Source organism: Marinobacter sp. (genome assembly GCF_044799475.1).
GTDB lineage: Bacteria > Pseudomonadota > Gammaproteobacteria > Pseudomonadales > Oleiphilaceae > Marinobacter.
Genome location: NZ_CP085217.1, coordinates 1,005,762 through 1,029,053, shown reverse-complemented (window position 1 = coordinate 1,029,053; position 23,292 = coordinate 1,005,762). Strand labels below are relative to the sequence as shown.

General features: G+C 59.3%; 20 protein-coding genes. 8 read left to right on the top strand and 12 right to left on the bottom strand.

The features are described from left to right. Positions 1–3: 3 nt before the first annotated feature. Positions 4–444 (bottom strand): MarR family transcriptional regulator, encoded by a 441-nt coding sequence (locus tag LG327_RS04720; protein ID WP_404366482.1) that lies wholly within the window; start codon positions 442–444, stop codon positions 4–6. 143 nt (positions 445–587) lie between these two features. Then, positions 588–1,871 carry an MFS transporter gene (locus LG327_RS04715; RefSeq protein WP_404366479.1) on the bottom strand — a complete coding sequence of 428 codons (1,284 nt, stop codon included), beginning with the start codon at positions 1,869–1,871 and terminating at the stop codon, positions 588–590. Positions 1,872–2,187: 316 nt separating this feature from the next. On the opposite strand from LG327_RS04715, the gene LG327_RS04710 reads away from it, so the two are divergent. From LG327_RS04710 to LG327_RS04700, 3 genes are all read left to right on the top strand, one after another. After that, positions 2,188–3,093, top strand: a complete 906-nt coding sequence (locus LG327_RS04710) for a helix-turn-helix transcriptional regulator (protein WP_404366476.1) — start codon at positions 2,188–2,190, stop codon at positions 3,091–3,093. After that, the gene (locus LG327_RS04705) at positions 3,068–4,834 is read left to right on the top strand and encodes an ExeM/NucH family extracellular endonuclease (RefSeq protein ID WP_404366473.1); all 1,767 of its coding nucleotides are present in this window, start codon (positions 3,068–3,070) and stop codon (positions 4,832–4,834) included. Before LG327_RS04710 ends, LG327_RS04705 begins: the two co-directional genes overlap by 26 nt. A gap of 167 nt (positions 4,835–5,001) precedes the next feature. After that, a complete protein-coding gene (locus tag LG327_RS04700; RefSeq protein WP_404366470.1) occupies positions 5,002–6,156 on the top strand; it encodes an AraC family transcriptional regulator in 1,155 nt (384 codons plus the stop codon). Here LG327_RS04700 and queE read toward each other — a convergent pair. Together queE and queC are read right to left on the bottom strand one after the other, a co-directional pair. Then, a complete protein-coding gene (gene queE / locus LG327_RS04695) occupies positions 6,090–6,746 on the bottom strand; it encodes a 7-carboxy-7-deazaguanine synthase (protein ID WP_404366468.1) in 657 nt (218 codons plus the stop codon). The two genes, LG327_RS04700 and queE, sit on opposite strands and share 67 nt — an antisense overlap. Then, a complete protein-coding gene (queC, locus tag LG327_RS04690; RefSeq protein WP_404366465.1) occupies positions 6,746–7,411 on the bottom strand; it encodes a 7-cyano-7-deazaguanine synthase QueC in 666 nt (221 codons plus the stop codon). The genes queE and queC overlap by 1 nt, the downstream gene beginning before the upstream one ends. A 112-nt stretch (positions 7,412–7,523) precedes the next feature. Here queC and LG327_RS04685 point away from each other — a divergent pair, with 112 nt between their 5' ends. Next, positions 7,524–8,042, top strand: a complete 519-nt coding sequence (locus LG327_RS04685; protein ID WP_404366462.1) for a hypothetical protein — start codon at positions 7,524–7,526, stop codon at positions 8,040–8,042. Between the two features lie 598 nt (positions 8,043–8,640). Next, positions 8,641–8,964, top strand: coding sequence for a hypothetical protein (locus LG327_RS04680; RefSeq protein WP_404366459.1), 324 nt, complete (start codon positions 8,641–8,643; stop codon positions 8,962–8,964). Between the two features lie 35 nt (positions 8,965–8,999). Here the strand turns inward: LG327_RS04680 and LG327_RS04675 are convergent, their stop codons facing one another. From LG327_RS04675 to LG327_RS04665, 3 genes are all read right to left on the bottom strand, one after another. Next, entirely contained in the window at positions 9,000–9,413 is a 414-nt protein-coding gene (locus LG327_RS04675; RefSeq protein ID WP_404366457.1) for a response regulator, read from the bottom strand. A gap of 74 nt (positions 9,414–9,487) precedes the next feature. Continuing rightward, entirely contained in the window at positions 9,488–10,027 is a 540-nt protein-coding gene (locus tag LG327_RS04670) for a hypothetical protein (RefSeq protein ID WP_404366455.1), read from the bottom strand. A 17-nt stretch (positions 10,028–10,044) separates the two neighbouring features. After that, on the bottom strand, positions 10,045–13,569 hold the full coding sequence (locus LG327_RS04665; protein WP_404366452.1) for a 7TM diverse intracellular signaling domain-containing protein: 3,525 nt from the start codon (positions 13,567–13,569) through the stop codon (positions 10,045–10,047). Between the two features lie 167 nt (positions 13,570–13,736). Between LG327_RS04665 and LG327_RS04660 the strand changes: the two genes are divergently transcribed. Further along, positions 13,737–14,762, top strand: coding sequence for a hypothetical protein (locus LG327_RS04660; RefSeq protein WP_404366450.1), 1,026 nt, complete (start codon positions 13,737–13,739; stop codon positions 14,760–14,762). 21 nt (positions 14,763–14,783) lie between these two features. Here the strand turns inward: LG327_RS04660 and LG327_RS04655 are convergent, their stop codons facing one another. Then, positions 14,784–15,029 carry a hypothetical protein gene (locus LG327_RS04655; RefSeq protein ID WP_404366447.1) on the bottom strand — a complete coding sequence of 82 codons (246 nt, stop codon included), beginning with the start codon at positions 15,027–15,029 and terminating at the stop codon, positions 14,784–14,786. Between the two features lie 255 nt (positions 15,030–15,284). On the opposite strand from LG327_RS04655, the gene LG327_RS04650 reads away from it, so the two are divergent. Further along, positions 15,285–15,632, top strand: coding sequence for a hypothetical protein (locus LG327_RS04650; protein WP_404366444.1), 348 nt, complete (start codon positions 15,285–15,287; stop codon positions 15,630–15,632). Here the strand turns inward: LG327_RS04650 and LG327_RS04645 are convergent, their stop codons facing one another. Beyond that, positions 15,633–16,919 carry a serine hydrolase domain-containing protein gene (locus LG327_RS04645; RefSeq protein ID WP_404366441.1) on the bottom strand — a complete coding sequence of 429 codons (1,287 nt, stop codon included), beginning with the start codon at positions 16,917–16,919 and terminating at the stop codon, positions 15,633–15,635. Positions 16,920–17,066: 147 nt separating this feature from the next. Here LG327_RS04645 and LG327_RS04640 point away from each other — a divergent pair, with 147 nt between their 5' ends. Then, entirely contained in the window at positions 17,067–17,909 is an 843-nt protein-coding gene (locus tag LG327_RS04640) for a zinc-dependent peptidase (RefSeq protein WP_404366439.1), read from the top strand. Here the strand turns inward: LG327_RS04640 and LG327_RS04635 are convergent. From LG327_RS04635 to LG327_RS04625, 3 genes are all read right to left on the bottom strand, one after another. Continuing rightward, positions 17,864–19,438 (bottom strand): diguanylate cyclase, encoded by a 1,575-nt coding sequence (locus LG327_RS04635; RefSeq protein ID WP_404366436.1) that lies wholly within the window; start codon positions 19,436–19,438, stop codon positions 17,864–17,866. The two genes, LG327_RS04640 and LG327_RS04635, sit on opposite strands and share 46 nt — an antisense overlap. Before the next feature lie 102 nt (positions 19,439–19,540). Further along, a complete protein-coding gene (locus tag LG327_RS04630) occupies positions 19,541–20,920 on the bottom strand; it encodes a sodium:solute symporter (protein ID WP_404366433.1) in 1,380 nt (459 codons plus the stop codon). Between the two features lie 112 nt (positions 20,921–21,032). Next, a complete protein-coding gene (locus LG327_RS04625) occupies positions 21,033–23,273 on the bottom strand; it encodes an NADP-dependent isocitrate dehydrogenase (protein WP_404366430.1) in 2,241 nt (746 codons plus the stop codon). Positions 23,274–23,292: the final 19 nt, after the last annotated feature.

Below are 23,292 nucleotides of genomic sequence, written 5' to 3'. Positions count from 1 at the left end.
CATTTACTTCAGACGGTCACCGTTCACCATGATGCGGTTGAATACGCGGACGGACACCTCAAGGTCAGCATCATCAACACCTTCCAGCATTTCATCACGCAGAGCCCTTGCTCTGGCATTGAGTTCGTCCATGAAGGCCTCACCGGCACTGGTAAGGTGCAGGCGCCTTGCGCGCCGGTCTTTCTGGCAGAGACGGCGTTCGATCAGGCCCTGCGCTTCCAGGCTGTCAAGCAGACGGACCAGAGTGGGATTCTCAATGGCCATGATGCTGGCCAGTTCCCGCTGGGTCAGGCCTTCCCCTCCGCGCTGCAGGTAAAACATGGTCGACCACCGGGCCTGGGTTACCCCCAGATCCTTCAGGCGCTCATCCAGCAACTTGCGCCAGCGCCTGGTTACCCGGGCGACTGCAAACGGAAACTGCTCTCTTGTATTTTCACTATCCATCAAAAACCTCGGTGCTCAGATGCCGGACAGGTTCTGTAAGTGCCCAGCCACTTACAATAGTAAGCTAATTGTTGCCATAAGAGGAGGCCCTCTGGCCTTCAGAAATCAGGGATAATCGAAGACTCGCCGAGCTCCGGCCCTGCTCAGCCGGCCTTTGGCAGGGGATCCTCCACAGTGAGGACCTCGCCGGTTTCCTGAAACTCCTCGTTCCGTGGATCCATTTCCGTCAGCACTGCTGAAGACTGGGGCATGGCCGCCACGAAATTCTCCTGGGCGGCGACCGGAATATCGTAGGTGGTGCGTATACGGTGCCAGGTGGTTCCCGCAAGTAACAGAAGGAAGACACCATTACCCAGAAACAGCCCCCTGGGGCCGAGTTGGCTCACCAGTTCGGCCATTACCACCGGGCCGATGACGCTGCCAATACCGTAACTCAGCAGCAGGGTAGCGCTGGCAGCCACGATCCGGTGATGTTCCATGCGATCATTGGTGATAGCCACCGCAACCGGATAAAGAGTGGCAGACAGGCCGGTGAAGACGCCAACCACCAGCAACAGCAGCCAGAATCGGTCCGGCCCCAGCAGGCTCGTGGCAAACGCAGCCAGCGCAGCCACTGTCGCAACCCACAACAGCACCCAGCGGCGGTCATAACGGTCACAAATCAGACCCAGAGGCCAGGCGAAGAGCATGGCAGCAACGATGGCACAGGCCATGAAGATGGAGGTGTCACCCAGGTCAAGGCCGATGAGTGTGGCGTAGACCGGTCCCAGAGCGTAGAAAGAACCAATCAGCACGCCGCAGACCAGGGCCCCTGCGACGCCGGTAGACGATTCCCGGAACAGGGTGAAAAATGACATGCGGTCAACCGGCGTGATGGGCGGCGCTTCCATCCTGGTCAACGACAGGGGTATCAGGGCCAGGGTCAGCAGAACCGCAGCCAGGGTGAAGGGCATGAAACTGGCCGGGTCCCCCAGATTGACGATCAGCTGACCGCCTGCGGCGGACAGATAGAACACTATCTGGTAAATCGCAAACATGGCGCCACGGTTGCTATTGGTGGCGCGGCTGCTGAACCAGCTTTCGATAACCACCAGAACCCCGGCAATACTGAAGCCGGAGAGTGCCCGGAGAAAGGCCCAGAAAATCACCGAGATCGCCAGCGGATAGAGCAGCGAAGCCACCGCCGCCATGGCGGCAAATACCGCGAAGGCCCGGATATGGCCCACCCGGCCGATAATCTTGTTCACATAAAGCGTGCCGACAACGAAACCGACGGAATAGCACACCAGCACCCAGCCAATGGTGGCCGGATCCACTTCTTCGATGCTAAGGCGAATACCCAGCAGGGTCATCAGGAAGGCATTGCCGCTGACCAGAAGTACGATACTGAGAATCAGCGCTGACAGGGAAGTGACCATGCGGGTCATCCTGCAATCTCCAGAAGTCTGCACCGCTGAATGCGGATATTCAGGGCGGGGGCGAATTAAGAGGCTCAGGCAGAAACATAACAGCCACAGGCCGCACTGCCCAATCCGCTATTACAGCAGCCAGGTCCCGACGGCGCCATTACGCAATTGCCGCAATGAGCAACAATCGGTGCCTTGCGGACTGACCTCCCACCCGTTTAACATTTTTTGACATTAATGGCCTGTAACACCCCAGCTCCGTCCAAAGCTGATAATATGAAGTTACTGATCAGGGATTGGTCAGTTTTCAGTCAGTCATTTGAAAGAGCCCATCGTCATGAAGAAAACGGAATGGCCCATCCGCTGGGACTTGCTTCTGCGTTACCGCTTGATCGAAATCATCGCGCTCTGGGAGGGGCGGCTGACCACCAACCACATCTGCCACGGTTTTGGTATCGGGAGACAACAGGCCTCCAAGGACATCAACACCTATCTCCGGGAAATCGCCCCCGACAATCTTGTCTATGACCGGCACCTCAAGGGCTACGTACCGACGGCGGAGTTCCGTCCCGTGGTCACCCAGGGACATTCCGGGGAATATCTGGATCTGTTGACAAGAAACAATGCCCTCAGCCAGACCTTCGAATCGCTCAATATAGGGCTGCCCAACAGCACCGTCATCAATGTGCCCCGACGGCTGGCAGAACCTTCCGTTGTGCGGGCGCTGGTGGCAGCAACGCGCCAGGGCAGGCGACTTCGGGTGGAGTATTTTTCCCTCAGTGACCCCCGTAGCGTGCATCGGGTAATCGAGCCCCATACCCTGGTCTACAGCGGCCAGCGCTGGCACGTCCGGGCCTGGTGCGAGGAGCGCCGGCAATTCCGTGACTTCGTGCTGAGCCGTTTCCGTGGTACCCCGGAAATCCTCCCCGAGCGGTGCCGGCATACTGTGGATCACGACGCTGACTGGAACCAGATGGTGACTGTGGAGCTGAGGCCCGACCGGCGCCTGACCCAGGACCAGCAGGCTATCATCGCCAGCGATTTCGACATGTCCGACAATCGACTGAGAATGGAAACCCGAGGTGCTCTGGTGCGGTATCTCCTCGCCCTGGTTGGTGTACGGCCCTATACCCGCGATCCCGACCCCCTTGTTCAGCAACTTGAACTTGCCAACCCCGAGGCGGTGGCACCCTGGTTTGCCGCCCGCAGGAAAAAGCGTGAGGAAGTGGCAGAAACCTGCTGAAGGAGAAAGCCACCTGAATTGGCTGCTGGCAGTAACCGTTTTCCTGGCCCCGGCCTCCGGTGCACTGGCTTCCGAGTGCGGCCAGCCCGCCGATGCCATTGCTGCCGTGCAGGGGCACGGAGACACTTCTCCCATGGCGGGCCAACAGGTCACCGTCGAGGGCATTGTGACTTTTGATGCGCGCTATCCGGGCGGCTTCGGCGGATTCTATCTGCAGACAGCCGATGACGAAGCAGATGATGACCCGGCGACATCCGAGGCTGTCTTCGTGTATACCCGCAGGACCGGGGGTCGCCACGGCCAGAGGCTTAGAATCAGCGGCCAGGTCAAGGAACACCATGGCCTGACTGAACTGACCGCTGTAGAGCCGCTGACGGATTGCGGTCAGGCCCGGCTTCCTGCCCCCATCCGCGTTTCCGGACTCTGGCCGGACAACCAGTTGCCTGAAAGCCTGGAGAACATGCGGGTGGCCATCACCCACCCCCTGACCGTGATAGACAATTACGGTCTGGCCCGTTATGGCCAGCTGACCCTTGCCGAATCCATCCAGTTTGTACCCACCCAGTACCTGTCTCCAGGGCCTGAAGCCTTCCGGCAACACCTTGCCCAGGAAAAAGCCCGCCTGATTCTGGACGATGGCCGGTCTGCCACAAATCTGAACTCCGTGCCCTGGCCCCCGCCGGCTCTCAGTCACCGCAATACTGTCCGGTCGGGGGACCAGGTCAGTGGGCTGCATGGCGTTCTCGACTACCGTTTTGGTGACTGGCGGCTTCATCCACTCCGCCAGCCAGTATTCAAAAGCCGGAATCCCCGGCCCGGGACGCAACCGGAGAAGGGTGGAAATCTGCGGGTGGCCACCATCAACCTTCACAACTACTTCAATGGCGATGGCAGCGGGAGTGGATTCAAAGGGCAGCGGGGCGCGGACAGCCGCCGGGCTCTGGCAGCCCAGACGGCACGCCTTAAAGCTGCTGTGGAGAATCTGGAGGCGGACGTGATCACCCTCATGGAACTGGAAAATGATGGTTACGGCCCCGACAGCGCCCTGGCAACCCTGACGGCCGCCCTCGGACGTGACTGGCAGTTCGTGCCAACCGGGAAAAATGCCGGCCAGGACGCCATCCGCGTGGGCATGATCTATCGCACATCCAGGGTGGAAACACAGGGCATTGCCCTGCTCCAGCGCGGAATAGGGCGACCGGCCATGGCCCAGAGTTTTCGGCCGAAGGGGAAGACCGAAAAAGTACGAATCGTGGCTGCCCATTTCAAGTCGAAAAGCTGCCGTAATGCGGGACCCGCCGAGAGGGGTCAGAAGGACGGTCAGGGCTGCTACGCCAACGTCCGCCGGCAGGCTGCCGTGGATCTTGCCCAATGGCTGGACGCAATGCGTGTTTCACCAGATCACACCGGCACCCTGGTGACCGGGGACCTCAACAGCTATGCCATGGAAGCTCCACTGCAAGTCCTCAGAGAGGCCGGTTTTCGGGATATGGTCCGACACTTTCATGGTCCGCTTAGCTATACCTACAGATACCGCGGTCGGGCCGGAACTCTGGATTACGTGCTCGCGGACCAGTCTCTGGCAACGCGGGTGCATTCAGCCCGCGTCTGGCACGCCAATGCCGACGAACCCCGTGCGCTGGCTTATGATGGTTCTCTGGCGCCTTTCCCGAATCCCGCTACCATGCCCTGGCGCTCCTCGGATCATGATCCTGTCGTGACCGACCTGATACTCCATTAAACAACAGCTTCTGATTTTGCCCTCATTCCCCTGGACAGAGCACCGCCTGATTGGCCTATCCCGCCACATACCGCGTCAGTGAGGTCATGGGGTGGCGGAATCGATCAGTCCATACTCGTCAGATACTGATCACCCTGATAACAACAGACCAGACGGGGACGAGCATCATGCGAGCCAATACAGCCGAGGACCTGGGCCTGCCTTCGATCTATGTCCACCTGCTGGCCGAGCTCCTTCAGACTATGGGGGTTGATGCACAGGGACTGTTACTGAGAGTGGGGCTTGATCCTTCCCGCCTGCGTTCTCCTGAAGTCCGGGTCAGCCAGTCCCAGTCCAGCGAATTCATGACCCGGGCCATCATGGAAAGTGGCGAACCGGGGCTGGGCATCCTTCTCGCAAGCGAGCTGAAGCTGCCGCTGCATGGCGCCCTTGGCACCGCTGTCATGAGCAGTGAGACTCTGGGCGGGGCTCTCGATCTGATGAGCCGCTATCTGATGTTGAGGTCGCCCTCGGTAAGCGTCGTGCAGCGGCGGGAAACCGACCAGGCGGTGTTCGGCATTGTCTGCGATCTTGATCTGGGCCCTCTCCAGGGCTTTGCCGTGGACGCCACACTGTTCGGCTGCGTGGGAATGAGCACTCAGCTGATGGGTGCCCCCATACCGGGAGCCTGTGTCAGACGGCGGGGCCGGGAGCCTGGCTATTTTCAGCGTTTGCGCCACCGTATACCGGTACCCGTCACCTGGGAGGCCGCCGACGATGCAATTGTAATACCCGCGGCCAGGCTTTCGGCACCTCTGCGTTTCAGTGATGAGCAACTGGCAGCCATTTCCCGGGCCCAGTGCGAGGATTCACTGCGCAGGCTCACCGGGGACGCCGGATTCAGTACCCGAGTGCTGCGTGTCATCGAAACAAGTCATCCGTTTCCCGCCAGACTGGGCCGGGTGGCCGGAATCCTGTTTGTTTCCGAACGCACGCTGAAGCGAAGACTGAACGAGGAGAACAGCAGCTTCCAGGCCCTGGTGGACAGAGTCCGCCTGGGCCGGGCAGAGGAACTGCTGGAGGGGACCAGCATGAACCTGAGCCAGATTGCCGATGCCCTGGGTTATGCCGATGCCGCCAATTTCACCCGGGCGTTCAAGCGCTGGACGGGCACCAGTCCCAGTCAGCATCGTAGTGACTATCACGATGGCTATCACGATGACCGTCACGACGACTCTCACAGTGACCAGCAAAGGGGCCAGAATCAGGCTGCTGCTCAGTCAATGCCCAGCAGTTTGTGGAGCTGCAGAGTCAGTCGCCAGCGTGGATTGGCCAGACAATAGTCTGTCGCCTTTCGGGTATTGCTCTGCTTGATGGCATCCTCACCGTCTTCCGGCAGGGACGGCGACGCCATCGGTGAGAGGAAAAAATGCCTGGCCTGAATATTTTCAAAAGCGTGAGGCGGGGCGAGGGGCTGGGGAAATACCAGTTTGAGTTCGTCACAGCGACTGATCACCACCGGGGCATTGGCCTTGGGGCTGACACAGAGCCAGTCGATTCCCTCGGGAGCAGGCAGCGTTCCGTTGGTTTCCACACCAACCTCGAAGCCCCGGTCATGGAGCGCGCGGATCAGCGGCTCGTCCAGCTGCAGCAGTGGCTCGCCGCCGGTGCAGACCACATAGGGCACCCCGGGCGCTTCTGGCCAGAGGGCGGCAAGGTGGTCCGCCAGGGCCTCCGCAGTTTCGAACCTGCCACCGTTCTGACCGTCGGTGCCGACAAAATCCGTGTCACAGAAACTGCACACAGACGCCATCCTGTCCGCTTCCCGACCATTCCACAGATTGCACTTGCTGAAGCGGCAGAACACCGACGCCCGACCAGCCTGGGCGCCCTCACCCTGCAGGGTGTAAAAAGCTTCCTTGACCCGGTACATCAGGCCTGTTCCTCATAGGGCAGCGGATCCCGCAGACCATGGTTGGCGAATGCTTCCAGACGTTCCTGGCAGGACCCACACCGGCCGCAGGCCAGCTTGCGACCGTTGTAGCAGGTCCAGGTTTCGCCATAGTCGAGGCCCATGGCCAGCCCTTCTGCCAGGATCTGTGTTTTGTCCGCTGCAATATAGGGAGCCTCTATGCGAACCGGCTGATAGTTGGCTATCCGGCACACGGCGTCCATCCTCTCCACAAATTCCGGCCGGCAGTCCGGGTATATGGCATGATCACCGCCATGGGCCCCATACCAGACGGCGCTGGCCTCATTGGTCACTGCGTAGCCGGTGGCCAGGGACAGCAGGATCATGTTCCGGTTTGGCACCACTGTCGCTTTCATGCTCTCTTCAGCGTAGTGGCCCTCGGGCACCACAGTTCCCCCGGTAAGGGCTGATCCCGCCATGACGGCGCCCAGCGACGTTATGTCGATGATCTGATGGGGCACGCCCGCTTTCTGGCACACACTGCGGGCGCAGTCCAGTTCACGCACGTGACGCTGACCATAGTCGAAGGACAGGGCATGAACGCTGAATCCCCGGGAGATGGCCCGGTGCAGGAGGGTGAACGAATCCATACCCCCCGAATAGATGACCACAACAGTTTCTGACATACAGGTCTCCTGACTCGATGTACGTATTGTAACAGCGCCGGAGCAGTATGGGTTCGCGTGGATCGCACGAGACAGTTACACTTTCCATTTCTGACCAATAAAAACTGACTGTATGACAGCCCTGAACAGCCCAGCTTTTCTGGACTTCGAGGCATCGAGCCTTGACCTGATTGCCAGCTACCCCATTGAAGTCGGTGTCTGCATGCCGGATGGAGACCTGCACAGCTGGCTGATCCGTCCCCACGTACTCTGGCGGGACTGGTCGGAAAGTGCGGAACAGGTGCATGGCATCAGCCGCGCCACCCTGGAGCAGCAAGGCATGGAGCTGCAGGAGGTTGCCGCCGAGCTGAACCGGCTATTGTCCGGAATGGTGTTCTGCGATGCATGGACCTTTGACAGCTTCTGGCTGCATCGGCTGTTCCGCGCCGCCAATTGCCTGCCCAGCTTCCAGCTGGAATCCGTATCCATGCTGCTGACCTCGCCCCAGGTTCAGCTCTGGCCGGCCATTCGTCAGCAGGTAATTGCAGAGCTGGGGCTTCCCATCCACAGGGCCGCAAACGATGCCCTGATCCTGCAGAAAACCTGGCACCAGATCACAGAGCTGCCTGTCCCCTCACAGCCGGCGCCCTGACTCTTCACCGAAGACGGAGCTGGCGGGCGTGATGGTTTTCGCCAGCAGGGGAATTACGGGCAAAAAAAAGCGTAACCGAATCCGGCTACGCCATAAAAAGGAGAAATCCCCACAAGGTGTCTGCCATGGCAGTACGCCGAGAATTGCACAACATAAAACACGTGACCAATACAGTATCCCCCGGGATTCGATGGCCGTATGTAAGGGTTTGCCGAATAGTATTAATCGCATTCACGCCGCCTCTGCAACCGCTTTGCAAAGCAGGTGGCAATCGATACACTGACAGATAGCAGGCGTCCCCGAAAAATGACCGGACGTCAGCTGCCGGCCAGAACCACTGGCACTTTATTATCTGGAACCTGAACCTATGCCAAAGCCGTTTAAACAGACAGCAGGTCACGCCATGAAGATCCGTGCGAGCGTGCGGCTTGTGAGTGTTCTGATAATGAATAACTAACGGCTTTCGGCCATTACCCGGGAGCCCAGAGCGACCGGGTGAGCTTCTCATGACAAACCCCGGCGCTTCCCGAGTCCCGGGGTTTTTATTTGCATCGCCGCAGCACATTTTGCGTTGCCACAGCACAGTGAGGAGCAAACCATGAGCACAAAGAGAAAACCGGATCATCGCGCACGGGCTGCCAATCAGCCCTCCCCGCAGCGTCTGCGTCAGGGCGGGCGTCCTGCGGTGCCGGGAAAGAGCCAGGCTCCCATCAAACGCCCGGAGAAACTGCCTTTACTGGACGCGATCTGCCAGAAACTGAATCAGCGGGTCAATCTTGAAGATGAGCCCCGGGTGCTCGGGCTCTACGAACGGGGCTGGATATTCAAGGGGGTGCTTACCAATCTTGATGGCCCCGAGGCAAGGTACGTGCGGGCCCTGGCAACCCGCTACAACTCCTGGATTGCGCGTCAGGTCGCCTGACCTGCCACTTTTTCCGGCCCATGGCCTGAACCCCTTCAATGATGCCGGTTCAGGCCCTTCATCATGTCTGCATCCGAGCCATGCACCATCATGTAATTGTTGACCACATCGTGGATTTTTTCCTGCGAATAGGGCTTGACCACGTAACCATTGGCTCCGGCACTTATGGCTTTCTGAATACTCTCAATGGAGTCATCCGCAGTCACCAGGACTACATGCTGCCGGGGCCTGGTATTCTTGAATGCAGTCATCAGCTCGTGTCCGTCTCCGTCCGGCAGGCCGAGATCCAGCATGACGATGTGGAAATCCCCTGATTCATAACGCGCACGGGCTTCAGCAGCATCAGCCGCTTCCGTGATTCGGGTGGCGCCCGCCTGATACAGCATGTCCCTGAGCAGTTCCCGCATGACTGGCTCGTCTTCCACTACCAGTACTCTGAGATTATCCATGATCTGTCCCCTTAATCGAACCATTTGGTCCTTCACTGACCATTATTACAGCGCCCGAATTAACCGTCGGCACGCTAGCTGGCTTCGCCATTGGTTGAACGTCGTGGGATGACCAGCGGTTCGTGGCGGGCTGACTGAGTCTGATTCTCCTCTCTCTCCGGACCGCCCTCCGGCTCGTCACTGGCGCGGGTCAGTATGTTACTGATAGTGATGGCTGTCGTGTAGAGTGAAATTGAAACAACAAGCAGTACCGGCTGGACAAATGCCACGAAACCCGGGACCTCCCTGTCCCCCAGAATGCTCAGAATGAGAATGATGGAAGGCCCAAGCACGACAAAGAGCGTAAGCGCGATAAAAAAGACGATACGCTCCCTGAACTGGCCCAAGTCCCGGTCGCTGACCAGCCCCAGCACGAATTTCCCGATCGCCAGACCGGCCAGGATCGCCGCAGCGATACTCAGGTCCGGCCGTAAAAGGACGTCTGCCAGCTGGCCATCCCACAGCCTCTGCATGAAAATCACCAGAAACGGAAACAGCACGAACAGTACGTCTGCGTAGGTGCCGTATATGGTGCTTAGTGATTGGCTTTCACTGTGTCTGGAGTTTCCACTCATGGTGCGATTTTTCCTGTTCAACTGGTACGTTGGTCGGTCCTCGACGCAAGCGCCTGACCCATGATCTGGTTGAGCTGCTCCAGCTCCCGTCGGACAGCAACCCAGTCCGTGATGGAGGTCCTCAGGTACTGGTCCACACGACCAGCCTGCTCCGTCATCCCCGGATGCCCCATGGCCCCGGCTGTGCCCTTTATCTGGTGCACATCGGCATGAAGTGCCATTGCATCCCGACGGGCGAGAGCCGCCGCCATCCGCCCCCGCCGGCCTGCGAGGCCGTCCAGGAACTGCTCAACCAGGCGCTCGATACCCCTTGATTCAAGCACCTCCTCCCTGGCCTGGGCCGAAGTCAGAGGGTTCCGGCTCAGAAGCCCAACCAGCTGATCCTCCTCCACCGGCTTCATGAGAACGTCGGTGCAGCCGGCTTCCGTCAGTTCGTCAATCTCACTCCTGCTCCCGGACGCAAGTCCGATCAACGGCCGCTGAAAACCCGCCTGACGCAACAGGCGGGTAGCGGCTGCGCCAGCCATTCCGGGCAACTGAAAGTCCAGGAATACCAGCCGGAACGAACTGGCGAGGGCTGCCCGCACTGCCTCGTCGCCGGAGGTAACAGATTTCACCTCCAGCCCCAGGCGGCTCAGCATCTCACCGGTCCGTTGCCGGCTGTCGTCATCACTGTCAGCCAACAGCACCGCGCCGTCATAAACTATCCGTTCCGACAGCTCTTCGCTATCTGCCGCCTGGAGGTAACGGCCGAGAACCTCATGGAATTTCTGTCTGTCGATGGGTTTGGCCAGATGATCGGTACAGCCCGCAAGACGATAGTCGTCAATGTCTTCGGACATGACATTGGCCGTAAGTGCGACAACCGGGGTGCCAATGCCGGCTTCGCGCAGGGCGGCGGTGGCATCGCGGCCATTCATTACCGGCATCTGTATGTCCATCAGGATGAGATCGAAGTGTTCCCGCCGCAGTGCTTCCAGAACCTCCTCGCCATTACTTACGTGAACCATCTCTGCGCCGGTACGGCTCACCAGCAGGGAGACCAGGTGTCGGTTAACCTCGCTGTCCTCGGCACAGAGGATCCGCCCCTGCAGCCGGGGCGCCTTCACCAGGGGTAAATGCCGCTGACGCCGGGTCATTTCTGACGCGTCTCGCAGAAAGCGGACCCCTTCCAGACTGCCCGTCGCGATGGAAATTTCAAACTCGCTGCCTTCACCCAGGGTGCTATGAACTGAAATTCGGCCACCCAGCAGCTCGGTGAGCCGCCGGGAGATACTCAGCCCCAGGCCTGTGCCGCCGTACTGGCGGGCGATAGCGGCGCTGCCCTGGGCAAAGGGGTCGAACAGCCGGCTGAGCTGCGCCGGCTCCATACCAATGCCAGTGTCCACCACCCGAGCTACCAGCTGCTCCGTTTGCCGCTCACAGCGGATCATCAGGGAAATCGAACCTTTTTCCGTGAATTTGAGAGCATTTCCGCAGAGATTGATAATGATCTGGCGGAGCCGGGTAGGGTCGGTCTGGATCTGCTCTGGCAGCGGAAATTCACAGACAATGCTGAACTCCAGGCCTTTTTCCCGGGCCCTGGGCTGAAAGAAGGCGCGGATTTCATCCAGCAGCTCCGGAAGATTGACCGACACTATGTCCACATCGAGCCTGTTGGCGTCAATCTTCGAGTGGTCGAGAATGTCGTTGACCAGATCCAGCAGATGCCGACCGCTGCGCACCACGGTTTCGGCGCTGCTGCGCTTTTCCTCGCGGGTCAGCTCCGGGTCCAGCAGGGTCTCGCCGTAGCCGATGATGGCGGTCAGAGGCGTGCGGATTTCATGGCTCATGTTGGCCAGGAACTGGCTTTTGGCCGCCGCGGAGTTTCTGGCCAGATCCCGCTCCATGCGTTCCTGCTCCCGCTCTTTTTCGATGCGCTGGCGCTGATGCCGCTCGGTGGCGTCAATGCAGGTGCCCTCCAGATGCAGGGGCTCTCCCTCACTGTCGTAAACCGTGTGCAGGGATATGGTGGCCCAGCGTTCATCACCCCGCCGGCTGACGTACCTCGCCTCCACCCCTTTGAGCGTGCCTCTCTGTTCAAGCTGCTCGACCACCCAACGGCGCATGTTGGGGTCGACGAAACAGGTGTCCAGAACGTCCAGATTCTGGCTGATCAGCTCCCGATTGCTGTCATACCCGAGCAGATCCGCCATGGCAGGATTTGCGGTAATGAAGCGACGCTCCAGAGACATCTGAAAAACGCCTTCAATGGCGTTATCAAAGAGGGACTGATATCGCCTCAGGTTGGCCAGGGCCCGCTTGCTCCAGTCCAGTGACTCGGCCTGTACCAGCTTGATCCGGTCGGCGAGGGCGAAGGAAAAGAGAATGATCTGTGCTGTCAGGCCGGTCTGGGGTGAGTAGGCGGTAAAGGTGTTCAGGGGCAGGTAGCCCATCACCGTAAAGGCGTAGATCACGAACCCCGTCAACGCGGCCGTCCAGGCAAAAAAATAGGCCCTGGCCGCGGGGTTGTAATAGCGCCAGGACAGATAGCTCACCACGATCATGGTGATACAGAGCACGATGGAAGCGATCACGATCCATTCCATGGCTATGTGATACGGCATGAACAGGCTGAGCACAAAGGAGACCACCACCCCCGCCAGACAGAGCCGGAGGACCTGATCAAGGTCCGGAGACTTTTCCCTGGTTTCAAGCAGGGCGCGGGCCATCAACAGCCCCCAGAACCAGGTCATCATGATCTGGTAGTGCAGGTACTCCTTGTCCAGAAACGCCGGCCGCTCATCCAGTAGCTGAATGCCATGAACCTGCTCTGTCATGATGAACACCGCCGCCGACACCAGGTACAGCACGTAATAGATGTTGCTGCGCTCCCGCACAGACACTGCCACAAACAGGTTGTAGGCCAGTATGGCGAGCAGGCTGCCCAGAAGAACACCCCTGACCGCCTCCTCCACGGAAACGTTTTCAATATAACTGTCGGGCTTCCACAGCGTGAGCGGCAGGCGGAAGGTGTTCAGCGTGCTTACCCGGAGATAGACGGTAGTGGTGGTATCCGGCACAAGGCGCAGCTTGAAACTGGGATTGGGCAGGGCCAGATCCCGTTCGGACCAGGGGTCTTCGTAGCCGGTCCGGCTCTCCTGCACCAGTTCACCGTTCCGTATGGCGTACAGCTCAACCTCATCAACAAGGGGAAGCGCCAGTTCAAGTATCCACTCCCCACCGGTCGCCCCGGAGGCCAGGCGAAGCTCAAAACGGGCCCAGTAGGCCGAATCGGTATAGCCAAAGTTGAGCATTCCACCCTGGTGACGGGTAAACAGATGAGAATCCCCACGCACATCCTGCAGAGTCAGGGAATGCTCCGGGTCTTCCAGGTACCATAGGCAGGAGGCCAGGTCATAGACCCCTTTATGGTCCGTCACTCTGACGCCTTCCTCTCCGCATGCATTTGCGCTGGCAGCAGCTGCACCAGAACCGGAAAAAGCCAGAAGAAGCAGGGCAACCAGCCAGGCCAGGCTGGCGGACGTTACCTGTTGCTGCAAAATGTGATCTCCACGCGGGACGGAACCTTCGTTTTTGTCTATTGTCCCAGCTGTCGGGCCAGAGTTGATCCGGAATCTGTCAGCCCGGAACCGGAACAGGGGTATCTGCTCCCAGCTTCCTCACTTTAGCCTCAAAACGCGATCGCCGCATCCCGGGGAACCCTGAAATGAAACACCGTCACATTCTGCCCGTTCCACTTCTGACGGCACTGTTGCTCGCTGGCTGCGGCCCGGACGATTCAGACAGCGCTAATAACCCCGCATCCAGTGTGAACCTGGTATTTTCCACGTTTACCATCGACAGACAGGAAGATCTGGAAGAAAGCCTGTTCCGGGATTTCTATCGCGGCATTGAACCTGCGTCAGCGGACAATACGGACGCCCGGGCATGGGCCCACGCCCTTCGCGACCACATTGGCATTTTCATCGGCAGCACCCCCGTTGAGGACGGGCGCGCCTATAAGTCGGTACGGAATCCGTTCGATTTGATGGCCCAGGTAATAGCCTCCAACCAGGTAGACAATTTCAGGGACGGAAGGCGGTTCATAAGCGATCGTATAGACAAGGAGGTCGCCGGAACCTTCAACACCCGCTCCAACGATGCCAGCATCCGCTTTGTCGACCAGGAAGCCGTTAACGACGAGAAGTCCGCAGTTGCTGACCGGGAATGGCGGTACGAGACCCTTGCCTGGACTTATGCCCCCGCTCAGGACGACGGCGTTTCCGGCACAGTATCCCGCATTATCCAATATACTGCCCGCCCGCCTGCAGGTGCTGATACTGCTGAGCCACCAGAGCTTCAGAGCCTGCTTGTGGGCAGTCAGTTCAGTGAGGAGTTTAAGGCTATCGGTTACAACCAGCCGGAGATAGTGGAAGCCTCCTTTACCGCCCTCACCATCGGCCGCATGTCCCTTTCACAGGATTTCATTTCCGAAAAGCGGGATAACCTGTTCATCAGCGAAACCAATGCCATTGAGGTTGGCGGCCAGATGCCAGACTGCGTCCGCGTGGAGCTGGATTACCAGATGGCGAGGGTGACCGTTTTCACATCGGAGAGCGAAGACCCCCTGATTGACGATGAAGCCACAGCGGACCCTGATGACAAAATGAAAAACATGGCCTATTGCGGTAACCAGGAATCAGGTAGTGAAGAAATAAGTTATGCTGCGGAAGCCGTGCCCGACCGCAAGTAACCGGAATAAAAGCGGTCAGGCTCAGCCCTGCCCGCTTCCCATACCCCAGCGCTTCATGAAGCCTTTCTTCCGATCAATCATGCGCTCGTAGGTGGCAATAATGATGCTGGCGTGGGGAGCCTGGGTATCGCGCAGGGTTTCCAGACGACGTTCGAGGCGGACGACTTCGTCGTTGAGGCGCAGCCAGACATGATCCCGGACACTGTCGTACTGATCAAGCTGAACGGGGCGGGCCATGTTGATGGCGGTGTTCCGGGGGCTATCCATAAAATCTCTCATCCATTGAGTCATGGTGCGGTCCGATCCGGGACGATCCTGATCTCCGGTGTTCTCTGGCGCCCACTGCTGGACGGAAACGCACGTCTCAGAGAATCTTGCACGACTGTCTGACAAAACGCAATAATAATGAACTTAAATTCACACTATAAAGATTCAAGTGGCCAGCCCCGGCATAACCATCCACTGCTATAGTCTGAACATTACCCCTTCATCATTATCCCCCGCCATCGGAGTAGCCAGTTCATGCCCCCTACCTCAGTTGCCGACACCCTCCGGGAATACCTGTCCCTGCTGGAACTGCTGGACGACGCCTACTGGGAGGCGGCCAGCATCAGCCACAAGGACATGATCTACGACATTATCAGCATCTTCAGCCAGGAGGTCGCCGAGCTCAACAAGCTCAGCGTCATGGATCACCATTATCCCTACGAGGTGATTACCGAGGGAATCAGGCGGGTCGTGCCGAAGCTGGAACGGCTGGACGACTATCGCGAGGATGTCATCCAGCGCACCCAGACTCTGACGGACTTCAGGGATATCCTCTCATCCGTTATCGGAATTCTTGAGGCCCAGATGGACGATACTGTCTGATCAGATGATGGCCAGTGGCCGGTGCCTTTCAGGGATCAGGGGAAATTCCCGATTCACCGTATAAACGAACTTCCCCAGCGCCGGCAGTTGATGTCCGAATATCGGCAGGCCGGTGTTCAGGAGGCTCACCGAAATGTCCCTGGCGGCATCAGCCCAGCACAACTTGTTGATCAGGCCGATGTGACCAAAGGCGTGACGGCTGTGCTGCCCCCAGAGACCGACCGGGTCACCACCCAGCATCAGCCCTGCGCTGAAGCGCATGGGTATCATCATGGTGCGGTCGATCTGGAGAGAGCCATACTGCTGGATTGCGCGCCGTACAGTCATGGGATCGCAGATCCTGCGCCCTTCCCAGACACCGCCATTGAGCATCATCTGGAAGAACCGTCCCATTTCCTCGGCGGTGCCACAGAGGTTACCTGCCGGAATCACTGCCTCCTGAAACCGGGGGTCATTGATCACCTGCTCCACGGTATAGATGTCGCCCCCCAGCGCCCGGTTTACGATCCAGGATATGGGGAATCTGGGGGTGGGCCCAGTGGCATAGTTGGTGGCCAGCTCGGAAACCTGGTCCCTCGCAATGCCGTAGGTGAACCAGCGCATGCCCATGGGCTGGCGGATGTGACGATCCAGAAACACCTCAATGCTCTCACCGGTCACCTTCTCAAGCACTCGCTCCAGGACATAACCGCCGGTGATGGCATGATAGGCTACTCTGGAACCGTCAACCTCCACCGGCTGTGCCTCGCACAGTAGCCGCCATACCTCGTCCCTGTCCCAGAGCACATCAATTGGCGTTTCTTTCGGAATTGCCGGAATTCCACCCCGATGAGACAGTATCTGGTGGATATTGATGGTGCGTTTGCCGCCCTGGGCGAATTCCGGGCAATAGTAGGAAACCGGATCCAGCAGGTTGATCAGGCCCTGCTCCGCCAGTATGTGTATGAGCAGAGCGGTTACTGCCTTGGACGCGGAGAAATAGCAGATCGGCGTGTCCGTTGTCATTGGGACCTTGACTGCATCCGGCCGGTCGTGGGGCCCATTGCCGCTCGCATGACCCAGGGCCCGGTGCATGACCTGCACGCCCCGGTGACGGACCGAGAGCTGAATGCCGGGATGGGTGCCGGTGCGATACAGGCTTTTTACGCTGCCCCAGATTGCATCCACTGTGTCCTGGCTGACGCCGGCGGCTGCCGGGTTTTCCCCTGCGGCATCCGTGAAGGTCACCGCCTCCAGATTGTCAGGGACGACACAGGTGTGGAGGGCCCGGCGGACAAGTCGTTTCATCAGTTACACCTTGATTGGATTTTGTTTGTTGTTCCGGAGACGGTTAAAGATGCGTTCATCATTATAGATGGAACTCCGTGTTACATTGGCCGCCAGCCGACCTCCCTGCGTCAGCAACCTCAACTGCATCATCGGAGACTCATTTTCATGACGGGCTATGGGCTTGCCCTTGTCGCTATTGTCCTGGGCGCTTTTTACGGGCTTTTCATTCACCCCCGGTTGCGCCGCAAGCGTATAAGAGCCAGGGAGTTTCCGGCCGTCTGGCGGCAGCAACTGAGCCGGGACATGGCACTTTACCGCCGCCTGCCCCCGGATGTCAGACGGCGTCTGCATCAGAATACCCTGCTCATCCTGGACGAAGTCAATTTTTATGGCTGTGCCGACCTTGAGGTGACCGAAGCCAGGAAAGTCCTGATTGCCGCCCATGCCGGCCTTCTTGTCACCGGCCTGTCTGTCGACTATTACCGGCGGCTGCAGGCGATACTCGTCTATCCCGGGGCCTACCGGTCAGCGGTTGAATGGCAGGATGGGAGCATCGCGGGAGTTTCCCGGGAGGACCGGCTTGGGGAATCCTGGGACACTGGCCGGGTGATTCTGGGTTGGGATCAGTTGGCCCGGGAGGCAGCGGACCCGGAAACCACAAGCAACGTCCTGCTTCACGAATTCGCCCACCAACTGGATCAACTTGATGGTGACGCCGATGGAGCGCCTCCTCTGGGTTCAGGAGCTGTCGCCGCCCACTGGGAGGAAGTGTTCAGCGATGCCTGGGAGCGCCTGCAGGCTGAAGGACACAATGGCCGGGGCCGGCATGAACAGGGAGTGATCGATCGCTACGGGGCGACCAGCCCCGCCGAGTTTTTTGCGGTGGTCACCGAGGCTTTCTTCCTCACACCAGTCAGACTCAGGGATGCCGAGCCGGCACTTTACGAATGTCTGGAGCGGTTCTACGGACTCTCCCCTGCGGGCTGGCCCGAAGCCAGACAGACCTGATTGCGGCCCCGCGCCTTGGCCCGGTACATGGCGCGGTCGGCCGCCCTGCAGAGAGTGTCCGCTCGTCTACCATGCTCCGGAAAAACCGCCACACCTATGCTGATGGTCAGGTCCAGACTCAGGCTGTCACTGGCCACGACAGGCTCGTCTGCGATCAGCTTGCGGAGCCGCTCGGCCGTGTCCATGGCATCCTGACTGCTCATTTCCGGTAGCAGGATCATGAATTCTTCACCCCCGTAACGCCCCATGGTATCGACGTTGCGGATACTGCAGGACAGCCGTTCACAGAGCGCCCGGAGTATCCTGTCACCGACCGAATGACCGTATCTGTCGTTGACTGACTTGAAGTGATCCAGGTCGATCCAGAGTATGGCAAGGAAATGATCATAGCGGCTGGCGCGGTCTATTTCCTCCTGCAGGATCCGGCTGGTTTCCCGCCGGTTGTAAAGGCCAGTCAGGGCATCCCGGGTGGCCAGCTTTGCCAGTTCCTGCTCCAGCATTTTGCGGTCGGTGATATCCAGGATGATCCCTTCGAGGGTCAGCCCTGAATGAGCATCAGAGGCGCGGCCGCGCTCCCAGACCCATATCCGCTCACCGTCCTTGCGAATAAGCTGATACTCAATGGAGAAGGTCTCAGCCGAACCTATGGCCTCCTCCACGGAGCGCAGCAGGCCTTCAGGGTCATCTGAGTGGATCAGCTCCGCAAACGCAACGTCCCGGTTGTCCACCAATTCCCCAGGGGTAAAGCCGGTCAGCTCATAGCAGCCACTGGACACGAACTTCATGGTCCAGTGCTGGTCGTAGAGACACCGGTACGCCATGCCTGGAAGGTTATCCATGAGGGTAGCCAGCTGCTGCTCACGTCTTTTCAGGGCCCGCTCGGCCTGCCTGCGCCTGGTCACGTCTGAGCCGATGGCAATGGACCCGACCAGACGTCCCTCATCATCAAAAAGCCGTCTTGAGCTCCATTCAATAAGACGCTCCTGGCCCGCTCTGGTGATTATCCAGGTTTCAAATGCTTCCAGCACTCTGCCTTCTGACAGCACTTCCTCCGCGGCCTTCCGGATTTCTTCCCGGTAGGCCGGATCCGGATAAAGCCACTGCCAGACATCCTCCCGCCCAACCACTTCGTCACGGCTGTAGCCGCTAATTCTTTCCGCGGCCTTGTTCCAGAGCACCACGCAGCCGGAGGAGTCCAGCACGTTGATCCATACATTGGCATTGTCGATGACACCTTCACGAAACTGGCTCAGATCGTGGATTCTTGTCGTCTGTTCCTCCCCTCGCCTCATCATTTCCCGGTCGCGGCTGAACTGTCGGTACAGTGTGCCAAACAGCGCCAGACCTGTGGCCAGGATGAATCCCCAGCCCTTCCAGGTCTGGGCCCGGGTCAGCAGCTCCGGATCTGAGATCCAGCGCGCCAGAAGGGCATCCGAAAGAGAAATCCAGGCGCCCCCTATCAGCAGGTAAATGAAGACCACCCACAATGTGCGTTGCAGAGGCGGTTTCCCGTTGTTAGAGCGGCTCATCGCAGTATCCCTGAGAGCTGGCAGGACTTGATTGCAGGTTACTCTCCATCATAGTCGCCATCACAGTCTCCACCATAGTCACGGAAACCATGGACGTCGACGTCAAACCCGCTGTTTCGCCGCCGGGAAAACCAGGGCAACAGACAGACTTGTCACCGTTGAGGCCAGCAAGGCCCCGAGGAAGGGGCCGAGTGTCGGAATGCCACCTGGGAAGCTGGCTGTCACTATGCCATCCAGCGGTCCGGCGCCCGCCATCCAGCCGGGCAATATCGCACCCGCAAGCCCCGCCAGCGCACCAGCCACAGCGGCGGTCGTCGTCATCCGGGGCCACAGCCCCATCAGGACGGGGACTACCGCGGTGGCACACAGCAGATCCGCGATCAGAAACAGCCGTAATACCGAATACCCCTGCAGGGCAATGAGCACCACCGGAATCATGAGAACCACCGTGATCCAGCGGGCGGAGGTCAGGGACAGACCCGCTTTTTCGGTAACCGCCAGCGATGCCAGGGCATTCTGCAGAGTATCTACGGAGGAGGCCACCAGGGTGAGCGCCAGCACCAGTGCCAGTACCGAAAGCCAGGGCGGGGCGCCACTGAGAAGAGCGAAGAAGGGGATCGGGGGTGACCCCAGGTCAGTGCCGCTCATTGCCGCGATGATTCCCAGACCACCGACCAGTGCCACCACCAGAACGGTGACCAGGCCTCCGAGCAGCGCACCCTGGCCAAGCACCAATCCGTCACGGGCGGACCACACCCGTTGCCAGTAGCCCTGGTGGAACAGGTTCGCCGCGGTGACCGCGATGACCAGAGTCAGGGCAACCGCCAGCGCGCTACCGACAGGCACGGCAGGAAGAGCTGTTTCGACGGGCATGGCTGGCAGCTGCTGCACGCCAACAACTCCGACCACGAGAAGCAGGGCAACCAGCAGGAGGGCCTGCCAGCGATCGGTCACCAGACTGGCCCGGAGGCCACCCCAGGCGGTATAGGTGAGAGTGGCCAGCGCCACCCCCAGTATGGCAATACTGCCATCCAGTCCCGACAGAAGACTGGTGATGGCACCTATGGCGGTCAGCTCTGCTGTCAGGAAACACAGCATATAGAGCACGGAAATGAATCCGACCCAGCGTCTGACACCTGTGCCATAACAGGCCTGGGCGAATTCGCCAATGCTGCGCCCTGCCGGCAGGGCCCGGCGGATCGCTGGGCCGCAGAACGCGAAGACGACGAAGGGCAGCGCCGCACCTACGGCATAGCCTGCAAGTGCGACCGGGCCTACCAGCGCGCCTACTTCCGGCGGCGCGAAGAGTATCCAGCCGCCCATGCCCGAAGCAAGAAAAGAGAGCCCCAGGGCCCGGGCGCCCTGGGAGTTCCGGGCGGTAACAAAATCATCGAGGCCGCCGTCCGCCAGGCGTGCCCGAAGACCCAGCCAGGTAAACAGAACCAGGGCTCCAGCCAGAGCTGCAGCAGTGATATAGACCATGTCACTTTTCCCATGCCGGCGGGGCCGGATTCATTAGCCACAAAAAAGCCCGGCCAGGACAAGCCTGGACCGGGCCTTGATCAGGTACAGAGCCCCCGGAGGGAGCCATGCTTCAGGCCCTGGTGCGGGCCTCAGCCAGCCCACGGTTCAGGGTTTCGCTTGGCTGCATGATGGCATCCGCCTTGGTGGGGGATGGGTAATAATACCCGCCGATATCGGCGGGCTGTCCCTGGATAACACTCATTTCTTCCAGGATTTTGTCCCGGTTCTCATTGAAGAACTTCGACAGCGGTCTGAACCACTCCTGAAGTTCTTTGTCTTCCGTCTGCTTTGTCAGCTCGTCGGCCCAGTACATGGCCAGCCAGAAATGGCTGCCCCTGTTGTCCAGTTCGCCGGTCTTGCGGGAAGGCGCCTTGTTTTCCTCCAGCATGCGACCGGTGGCCAGATCCAGGGTTTTACCCAGGATGGCCGCCTTGGGAATGCTGTTTTTCTCGGCCAGATCCTCCAGGGATACCGCTATGGCAAGGAATTCACCGAGAGAATCCCACCTCAGATGGTTCTCTTCCAGAAGCTGCTGCACGTGCTTGGGTGCAGAGCCGCCAGCCCCTGTTTCAAACAGGCCGCCGCCCGCCATAAGCGGCACGATGGACAGCATCTTGGCGCTGGTTCCCAGCTCCAGAATCGGGAAGAGGTCGGTAAGGTAGTCCCGCAACACGTTGCCGGTAACGGAAATGGTATCCAGACCACGTATCAGACGCTCCATGGTCCAGCGAATGGCCCGCACCGGAGACTTGATCTGGATATTGACGTCCGAGGTATCCAGTTCGCCAAGGTAGGTTTCCACCTTTTTGATCAGCTCGGCGTCGTGGGCACGCTCATCATCCAGCCAGAACACCGCTGGCATTCCGGAGGACCGGGCACGCCTGACCGCCAGCTTGACCCAGTCGTGAATCGGGCCGTCCTTGGTCTGGCATGCACGCCAGATATCGCCCTTTTCCACCTGATGCTCGATCAGCACGTTACCGTCTTCGTCCACGACGGTCACTGTGCCGTCAGCGGGCATTTCAAAGGTCTTGTCGTGGGAGCCGTATTCTTCGGCCTTCTGGGCCATCAGCCCCACATTGGCCACTGTACCCATGGTGGTGGGATCAAAGGCACCATGAGTCTTGCAGAAGTTGATCACTTCCTGGTAGATGGTGGCGTAGGTGCTCTCCGGCATGACCGCTTTGGTATCTTTGAGCTTGCCATCCGGACCCCACATCTGACCGGAGCTGCGGATCATAGCCGGCATGGAGGCGTCCACGATGACATCGCTGGGCACATGCAGATTCGTAATGCCCTTGACCGAATCCACCATGGCCAGTTCCGGACGCTTGGCGTAGCAGGCGTGCAGGTCTTCCATGATCTCTTCGCGCTTGGATTCCGGCAGGCTCTTGATGCGGTCGATCACGCTGCTCAGGCCATTGTTCGGGTTCACACCCAGCTCTTTGAACAGCTCGCCGTGCTTCTCGAAAAGGTCGCTGTAGAAGATGGTCACCGCATGCCCAAACACGATGGGATGGGATATCTTCATCATGGTCGCCTTGACGTGCAGGGAGAACATGACGCCGGTTTCCTTTGCATCCTCGAGCTCGTGCTCGAAGAAACTGCGCAGGGCCTTGCAGCTCATGAACATGCCATCCAGCACTTCACCCTTTTCCAGCTTCAGCTCCGGCTTCAGGACTGTGGTTTTGCCATTTTTGTCGGTGAAGTCGATATGGACAGTGGTCGCCTTGTCCAGGGTCAGGGACTTTTCGCTGGAGTAAAAGTCACCCCCGTGCATGTGGGCCACGTGGGTGCGGGAGGCCGGGCTCCAGGCTCCCATGCTGTGGGGATACTTGCGGGCGTACGCCTTGACTGCCGGCGGGGCCCGGCGGTCCGAGTTTCCTTCCCTCAGCACCGGGTTGACGGCGCTGCCCAGAATTTTTGAGTAACGGGCCCTGATGTCTTTTTCGTCCTCGTTCGCCGGATTCTCGACATAGTCGGGAACGGCGTAGCCCTTGCCCTGGAGTTCGCGGATGGCGGCTCGCAGCTGCGGAATGGAGGCGCTGATATTGGGCAGTTTGATGATGTTGGTTTCGGGACGCTGGGTAAGCTCACCCAACTCGCGCAGCGAATCGGGAACCCGCTGCTCCTCTTTGAGAAACTCGGGGAATGCTGCGAGAATCCGCGCGGCGAGGGAAATGTCACTGGTCTCAACCTCAATGCCTGCAGGAGCCACAAAGGTCTGCAGAATCGGCAGTAATGAACGGGTTGCGAGCGCAGGTGCCTCGTCAGTGAGGGTATAGATGATCCGGGGTTTTGATGTGGTCATTTTCGTCCTCAGAAAATTG

Excerpts from the sequence above, each read along its gene's own strand:
- LG327_RS04720 (WP_404366482.1), bottom strand. The coding sequence starts at position 444 with ATGGATAGTGAAAATACAAGAGAGCAGTTTCCGTTTGCAGTCGCCCGG.
- LG327_RS04715 (WP_404366479.1), bottom strand. The coding sequence starts at position 1,871 with ATGACCCGCATGGTCACTTCCCTGTCAGCGCTGATTCTCAGTATCGTA.
- LG327_RS04710 (WP_404366476.1), top strand. The coding sequence starts at position 2,188 with ATGAAGAAAACGGAATGGCCCATCCGCTGGGACTTGCTTCTGCGTTAC.
- LG327_RS04700 (WP_404366470.1), top strand. The coding sequence starts at position 5,002 with ATGCGAGCCAATACAGCCGAGGACCTGGGCCTGCCTTCGATCTATGTC.
- queE (WP_404366468.1), bottom strand. The coding sequence starts at position 6,746 with ATGTACCGGGTCAAGGAAGCTTTTTACACCCTGCAGGGTGAGGGCGCC.
- queC (WP_404366465.1), bottom strand. The coding sequence starts at position 7,411 with ATGTCAGAAACTGTTGTGGTCATCTATTCGGGGGGTATGGATTCGTTC.
- LG327_RS04685 (WP_404366462.1), top strand. The coding sequence starts at position 7,524 with ATGACAGCCCTGAACAGCCCAGCTTTTCTGGACTTCGAGGCATCGAGC.
- LG327_RS04680 (WP_404366459.1), top strand. The coding sequence starts at position 8,641 with ATGAGCACAAAGAGAAAACCGGATCATCGCGCACGGGCTGCCAATCAG.
- LG327_RS04675 (WP_404366457.1), bottom strand. The coding sequence starts at position 9,413 with ATGGATAATCTCAGAGTACTGGTAGTGGAAGACGAGCCAGTCATGCGG.
- LG327_RS04670 (WP_404366455.1), bottom strand. The coding sequence starts at position 10,027 with ATGAGTGGAAACTCCAGACACAGTGAAAGCCAATCACTAAGCACCATA.
- LG327_RS04660 (WP_404366450.1), top strand. The coding sequence starts at position 13,737 with ATGAAACACCGTCACATTCTGCCCGTTCCACTTCTGACGGCACTGTTG.
- LG327_RS04655 (WP_404366447.1), bottom strand. The coding sequence starts at position 15,029 with ATGGATAGCCCCCGGAACACCGCCATCAACATGGCCCGCCCCGTTCAG.
- LG327_RS04650 (WP_404366444.1), top strand. The coding sequence starts at position 15,285 with ATGCCCCCTACCTCAGTTGCCGACACCCTCCGGGAATACCTGTCCCTG.
- LG327_RS04645 (WP_404366441.1), bottom strand. The coding sequence starts at position 16,919 with ATGAAACGACTTGTCCGCCGGGCCCTCCACACCTGTGTCGTCCCTGAC.
- LG327_RS04640 (WP_404366439.1), top strand. The coding sequence starts at position 17,067 with ATGACGGGCTATGGGCTTGCCCTTGTCGCTATTGTCCTGGGCGCTTTT.
- LG327_RS04635 (WP_404366436.1), bottom strand. The coding sequence starts at position 19,438 with ATGAGCCGCTCTAACAACGGGAAACCGCCTCTGCAACGCACATTGTGG.
- LG327_RS04630 (WP_404366433.1), bottom strand. The coding sequence starts at position 20,920 with ATGGTCTATATCACTGCTGCAGCTCTGGCTGGAGCCCTGGTTCTGTTT.
- LG327_RS04625 (WP_404366430.1), bottom strand. The coding sequence starts at position 23,273 with ATGACCACATCAAAACCCCGGATCATCTATACCCTCACTGACGAGGCA.